Origin of the sequence: Nostocoides sp. (assembly GCF_035343835.1) — a bacterium.
Taxonomy (GTDB): Bacteria; Actinomycetota; Actinomycetes; order Actinomycetales; family Dermatophilaceae; genus Nostocoides_A; species Nostocoides_A vanveenii.
The window spans coordinates 1-5,486 of the sequence record NZ_DAOQZV010000214.1; the positions used below are offsets into that span (position 1 = coordinate 1).

Genomic DNA, 5,486 nt, shown 5'->3' on the forward strand with positions numbered 1-5,486 from the left:
CGGGACGCCCCCCACCTCCAAGCGGCGTTCGAGCCGGTCCAGCCGAGCGGCATACCCGCGTTCGCCCGCGGCGCCCGGCAGCAGCACGCGCGCGGCGATCAACTCCAACTGCAGGCGCGGCGACGTGGCGCCCGTCATCTCCGTCAGACCGGCATTGACGATGTCGGCGGACCGGGACAGATCCCCCGGCCCGAAGGCCGCAGCCTGCACCCGCATCCGGTCGATCTGGTCGCTCGGCAGTCCGCGCAGCACGAAGGCGCCCGTGTCCGGCGCTGCTGAGAGCACGATCAGGTCGCGGAAGCGCTCGAGCACATCCTCGACGAACCGTCGCGGATCGAGCCCGGTGTCGATCACCCGCTCGATCTGCCCGAAGACCGACGCGCCGTCCCCGGCAGCAAAGGCATCGATCGTCGCGTCCAACAGTTCAGCGTCGGTGAAGCCGAGAAGAGCGGCCGCGCCGTCATACGTCAAGCCGTGCTGGTCGGAGCCGGCCATCAACTGATCGAGCACCGAGAGCGAGTCGCGCACCGACCCCGCGCCCGCGCGCACGACGAAGCTCAACACGCCCGGCTCGACGGGCACCCCCTCGGCCACGCACAGCTGCTCGAGATAGTCGTGCAGTCGCGCGGGCGGCACCAGCCGGAAGGGATAGTGGTGCGTGCGCGAGCGGATAGTGCCGATGACCTTCTCGGGCTCGGTCGTCGCGAAGACGAATTTCACATGCTCGGGAGGCTCTTCGACGATCTTGAGCAGAGCGTTGAAGCCCTGCGGGGTGACCATGTGCGCCTCGTCGATGATGTAGACCTTGAACCGGCTCGAGGCGGGGGCGAAGGCCGCACGTTCGCGCAGGTCACGCGCGTCGTCGACGCCACCATGGCTGGCGGCGTCGATCTCGATGACGTCGATCGAGCCCGACCCGCCGCGCGCGAGGGCGACGCACGAGTCACACACTCCGCACGGGGTGCCGGTCGGCCCCTCTTCGCAGTTGAGGCAGCGTGCCAGGATCCGCGCGCTCGTGGTCTTGCCGCAGCCGCGCGGACCCGAGAAGAGGTAGGCGTGGTTGATGCGTCCCGAGTCGAGGGCGCGCATCAGGGGCACCGTCACGTGCTCCTGCCCGATCACGTCGGCGAACGTGTCGGGCCGGTAGCGGCGATACAGGGCGGTGCTCACCCGGGGAACCTTAGTAGTGCCATCCGACAACCCCTCCCCGCAGCAACCACCCGGCCGCAGCGCTCACCCGGCGAGCGGGATCCGCAGCTCCGTCAGCAGGTTACGGACCCGGACGTCGATGTCGTCACGGATCTCGCGGACGACCCGAAGCGGCTGGTCGTGCGGGTCCGCGACGGTCCAGCTGACGACCAGCTTGGCCCCCAGGTCGTCCGGCTGAGACCCCATCTCGACGAGGATGTCCGGGGCATGCACCGGATCGCCGACCGGACTGCTCCGGAACAGCTGCTCCAGATCGATGCCGCGCTCGCTCATCGCCTCGGCGACCAGGGTGTCGACGGCGACTGCGGTATGCCGTCCGGTCGCCCGCACATGAACGTGCCGCCCGCCGAGGCGGTGCGCGAAGGCCGCGGCCATCTGGGAGCGGCCGGTCCCCCACTCGCACGCAAAGAGGATCGTCGGCACCGTGTGCAGCGCCTCGCCATGGCCGGCTGCGCCGGCCTGCAACAGGTCGCGGGCCCGCTTGGCCACGAGGATGCCGAGGAATTCGGGGTGCCGGGACGTCGGCTCCAGCTCCGCCCGCGCTCGCCCGACCGCCGCTGCCACGTCTTCGCGCGTGAGCGAGTCGGAGAACTTCGCCGCCAGATCCGCGGTGATCTGCTCGTATGCCGCGTCGTCGAGGTGATGCATCGCTCGCCTTCCGTGATCTTCGGATCCAGATCGACATCCTTGCGCGCGGCCGCCCCACTGTCACGAGCGGGGCCCCACCGACGGGTCGCTTCCTCGCCGAGCGGTCTTTCCCGTCCGACGGAGAGTTCCCTGGCGGACGGGCATCCTTGGCCGGCACAAACGAGGCCCGCCACCACGCCCGGCCGACCCGACACTCGGCGCGAGGGACAATAGGGCCATGCGTATCGACGTCTGGTCCGACATCGTCTGTCCCTTCTGCCACCTCGGCCGGCGGCATCTCGAACTCGCCCTCGCCCGCTTCGAGCATGCCGACGAGGTCGAGGTGATCTGGCATAGCTTCGAGCTTGATCGCAACGCCCCGCGGGTCGGCACCGAGCCGGTGATCGAGGCGGTCGCCGCCAAATACGGCGTCCCGATGGAACAGATGGTCGCGCAGCACGAGTCGATGGCGGCCGCCGCGGCAGCGGTCGCGCTGGACTTCCAGTGGCGTCGCCTGGTGGCGTCCAACTCCTATGACGCCCATCGCCTCATCCACGCGGCGCGGGCCGCCGGCGTGGAGACGCCGGTCACCGACCGGATCATGCGGGCCTGGTATTCCGAGGGTGCGGCCATCGGTGATCCCGAGGTGCTCGCCGCCCTGGCCGTCGAGGGCGGGCTGGCTGCGGACGTCGTCGCCACGGTCCTGGCCGGCGACGCCCACGGCATCGACGTGCGCACCGACGAGGCGCTCGCTTCCGAGATCGGCGTCTCCGGGGTGCCGACCTTCGTGCTCGATCAGAAGTTCGCCGTCACCGGCGCCCAGCCCGTCGATGTCCTGCTCTCCGCCCTCGATCACACGTGGGCCGACCGGGGCAACCGCCCCGAAGCCAGCGCCGGCGGCTGTGGCGGCGGGTGTTGTGGTGGCGGGTGCGCGTCCGACGACGCGCTGGACGGCGAGGGGGCAGCCACCGAGTCGGCGGCCGGCGGTTGCGGCGCGAACGGCTGCGGATGCTCAGCAACCGCAGACGCGGGCTGTGACGGCGATGTCTGCGCCCCGGCGCGTTCCGACGCTGAAGCGCGCGCCGCATCCGCTCACTGAGGCGAGTCCACGGCATACGGGGCCATCGTGATCTAGCGGTGCCGCGGCCGGCCGCTGGCCCGCGGGCCGGATCGATAGCAGCGCCGCGGCCGGACAGGCCATTGCCGCGTCACCTTGCTCTCGGTCGTCCCCGACCCTCACCATGGCCTGATGCAAACCCGACCCGGGCCCGCGTTCGACCGCCTGGTTGCCGTCGTCGTCGTGGCGCTGACCTGGCTTTTCGCCGGACCGGCGACTGCGGGAATCGCCCGCACCGATGAGTTGCCCCGCTACGCCCAGCGCGTCCTCGCGGCGCCGACGAGCCCCGGCCTCGCGGCGTGGGGACTGGCCTACAACCCGGTGAGCGACGAACTCGCGGCCGGGGACTATGTCGCCAAGCAGGTCCGGCGCTACTCCCGCGCCGGCGCCTATCTCGGGGACTTCACCAACCCCGGAGGGGCCGTGCCGGGCGTGGCCTCCGCCTTGACAATCGACCCGCGCGACGGGTCCTACTACCTGGCCGTCACCGGCGCGGCGACGCAGCCGATCGACGTCGTCAAGTACTCCGCAACAGGCCGGTTCATCGCCAAGTTCGGCATCACGCAGAAGGTGGCCTGGCTCGCGGTCGACCCGAGCACCGGCGATCTGTGGATCCCGGATGCCTTCGGCGGCCGCACCACGATCAAGCGGTATGCCGTGTCCATCCCCACCGGTTCGACCACCGGCAGGCTCACGCTCAAGCTCACCATCAAGCGCCCCGGCAGCGGCCCCGGCCAGGTGCGTTGGGCGACGGGCGTGGTCACCGACCGGGCCGGCAATCTCTATGTCGCCGACACCGGCAATGTCACGGTCCACGTCTTCGGCGCCAATGGCAACTGGAAGTACGACATCGGCAACCGCACGACACTGACCGGCGACCTGCGGGGTCTCGCGCTCGATGAGAGCCTGGACCGGCTCTATGTCTCCAACTCGGCCGGCGCCACGATCGAGGCCTTTGCGCTGAGCACGCGCGCCTGGGCCGGTCGGATGGGATCCGAGGGCACCGGTCCGGGACAGTTCGTCGACGGCGCCCGTCAACTGGCGGTCGGACCCGACCACATGGTGTGGGCAGCCGACTACGGGGCAGCGACGCGTCCTCGGGTTCGGAGCGGACGGCATACCGGCAATGGTGTTTCCCGATCCGGCGCTGCCGGAGGATCCTGCGGGCCTGTCGGTTCCGCGCGGGGTGGATGTCGATCCGGCCAGCGGCGATGTGCTGGTCGTCGACTCGTTCGGCCAGCACGTCCTGCGGTACGCCGCTGACGGCACCCTCCTTGCCCGCGCCGGCCGGCGCGGCTCCGCACCGCCGGATGGAATGAACTACCCCAAGGCGGTCGCGGTCGATCCCGCGACGGGGAACGTGTGGGTGAGCAGCTACGAGGGGCAGCCCTTCGTCCTCGGTTACTCGGCGGATCTGACGACCGGCCAGGGCCAGATCATGACGCCGCGTTTCACGGCTGACATCGAGATCTCGGGTGGCCTTCTCTACACCGTGCAGACCAGTCCGGCCGCGGTGCGCGTCTACGACCTGACGAGCAAAGCGCTTGTGCGCCAATGGGCTTCGACGGTCGCCCGCCTGGCCGCCGTGGCCGTGGATCCGGCCACCGGCGACATCTGGCTGGGCAGCGAGAGCGCGCGGTCGCTGACGATCCTGTCGCCGTCGGGGGCCGCGACGACCGTGGCCCTGGGCGGCGTGGCCTGGGGCATCAGCATCCGCGGCGATCGGGTGTTCGTCAGCGACGGAGCGGCCGGCGTGGTGCGCGTGCTCGACCGGCTCACGCGCACCGAGGTCGCGACCATCGGGGGCCCGGGCACGACCTTCGGCAAGCTCGGCGGACCGGCCGGGCTGGCCGTCGATCCGGCCGGCAATCTCTATGTGGCCGAACAGAAGAACGGCCGGATCACGGTCTTCGGGCAGGCGCCGCCAGTGCGGGCGAACGTGCCCTCCGTCGTCATCGAGCCAGGCCTGGGCAGCGGCGTGCAACCCGTCGTCTCCGGAAGCGCCGGGGCCGGCGCGGGCATCGCCTTCGTCGAGGTGCAGGTCCGTGACACCCTCACCGGGCAGTACTTCGACACGCAGCGCAACCGCTGGTCGACGACTGCCGCGTGGAACCGGGCCGTCGTCTGGGGGGACATCACGGCGCCGTCGTGGCGCGTGACGGTTCAGTTGCCACTTCCCGCCTCCGGCACGTATGACGTGTCCGCCCGCCCCGTCGACCGCGCCGGCGTGCTCTCCTCGGCATCGCAGGCCACGCTGAAGCGGACATGAGGACACCCCGCGTACCTGGAAGAGCTCACTGACCCTTGCTGCATTCCTGCCCTGGGGGAGTTGGGTGAGGTACCACCACGCGGGGTGCCTGTGCCAAGTGTAGGCGACGCCTTCGGGCGCCCGGGACCAGCCGGACGCCGGGACGAACGCCCGGGACTCGGATCAGATGTCGGTGATGCCGCGATAGCGCCCACCGGCGTGGGCGCGCAGCAGCCCGTCGACTGCAGCGAGGCTGCTGGTGGCCAGGCGATCGCGGTGCGTGTA

At 70.8% G+C, this 5,486-nt stretch carries 5 protein-coding genes and 1 other RNA gene; 3 read left to right on the top strand and 3 right to left on the bottom strand.

What is annotated here, in order from left to right; all coding sequences use genetic code 11:
* Together PKH97_RS13090 and PKH97_RS13095 are read right to left on the bottom strand one after the other, a co-directional pair.
* On the bottom strand, nucleotides 1-1,170 hold a 1,170-nt coding region (locus tag PKH97_RS13090; RefSeq protein ID WP_324387944.1), incomplete at its 3' end, for a DNA polymerase III subunit gamma and tau.
* Nucleotides 1,171-1,233: 63 nt separating this feature from the next.
* Nucleotides 1,234-1,857 (bottom strand): arsenate reductase ArsC, encoded by a 624-nt coding sequence (locus PKH97_RS13095; protein ID WP_324387945.1) that lies wholly within the window; start codon nucleotides 1,855-1,857, stop codon nucleotides 1,234-1,236.
* Between the two features lie 217 nt (nucleotides 1,858-2,074).
* Here PKH97_RS13095 and PKH97_RS13100 point away from each other — a divergent pair, with 217 nt between their 5' ends.
* The 3 genes from PKH97_RS13100 (at nucleotide 2,075) to PKH97_RS13110 (ending at nucleotide 5,222) form a co-directional block, all read left to right on the top strand.
* Nucleotides 2,075-2,935 (top strand): DsbA family oxidoreductase, encoded by an 861-nt coding sequence (locus PKH97_RS13100; RefSeq protein ID WP_324387947.1) that lies wholly within the window; start codon nucleotides 2,075-2,077, stop codon nucleotides 2,933-2,935.
* A 150-nt stretch (nucleotides 2,936-3,085) separates the two neighbouring features.
* Entirely contained in the window at nucleotides 3,086-4,216 is a 1,131-nt protein-coding gene (locus tag PKH97_RS13105; protein WP_324387948.1) for a hypothetical protein, read from the top strand.
* 175 nt (nucleotides 4,217-4,391) lie between these two features.
* Nucleotides 4,392-5,222, top strand: a complete 831-nt coding sequence (locus PKH97_RS13110; protein ID WP_324387950.1) for a hypothetical protein — start codon at nucleotides 4,392-4,394, stop codon at nucleotides 5,220-5,222.
* Here the strand turns inward: PKH97_RS13110 and ffs are convergent.
* Nucleotides 5,218-5,314: signal recognition particle sRNA small type (gene ffs / locus PKH97_RS13115), an RNA gene on the bottom strand. The genes PKH97_RS13110 and ffs overlap by 5 nt on opposite strands.
* Between the last annotated feature and the right edge of the window lie 172 nt (nucleotides 5,315-5,486).

Bases quoted from the DNA above. Each gene is read 5' to 3' on its own strand.
- PKH97_RS13095 (WP_324387945.1), bottom strand. From the start codon at position 1,857: ATGCATCACCTCGACGACGCGGCATACGAGCAGATCACCGCGGATCTG.
- PKH97_RS13100 (WP_324387947.1), top strand. From the start codon at position 2,075: ATGCGTATCGACGTCTGGTCCGACATCGTCTGTCCCTTCTGCCACCTC.
- PKH97_RS13105 (WP_324387948.1), top strand. From the start codon at position 3,086: ATGCAAACCCGACCCGGGCCCGCGTTCGACCGCCTGGTTGCCGTCGTC.
- PKH97_RS13110 (WP_324387950.1), top strand. From the start codon at position 4,392: ATGACGCCGCGTTTCACGGCTGACATCGAGATCTCGGGTGGCCTTCTC.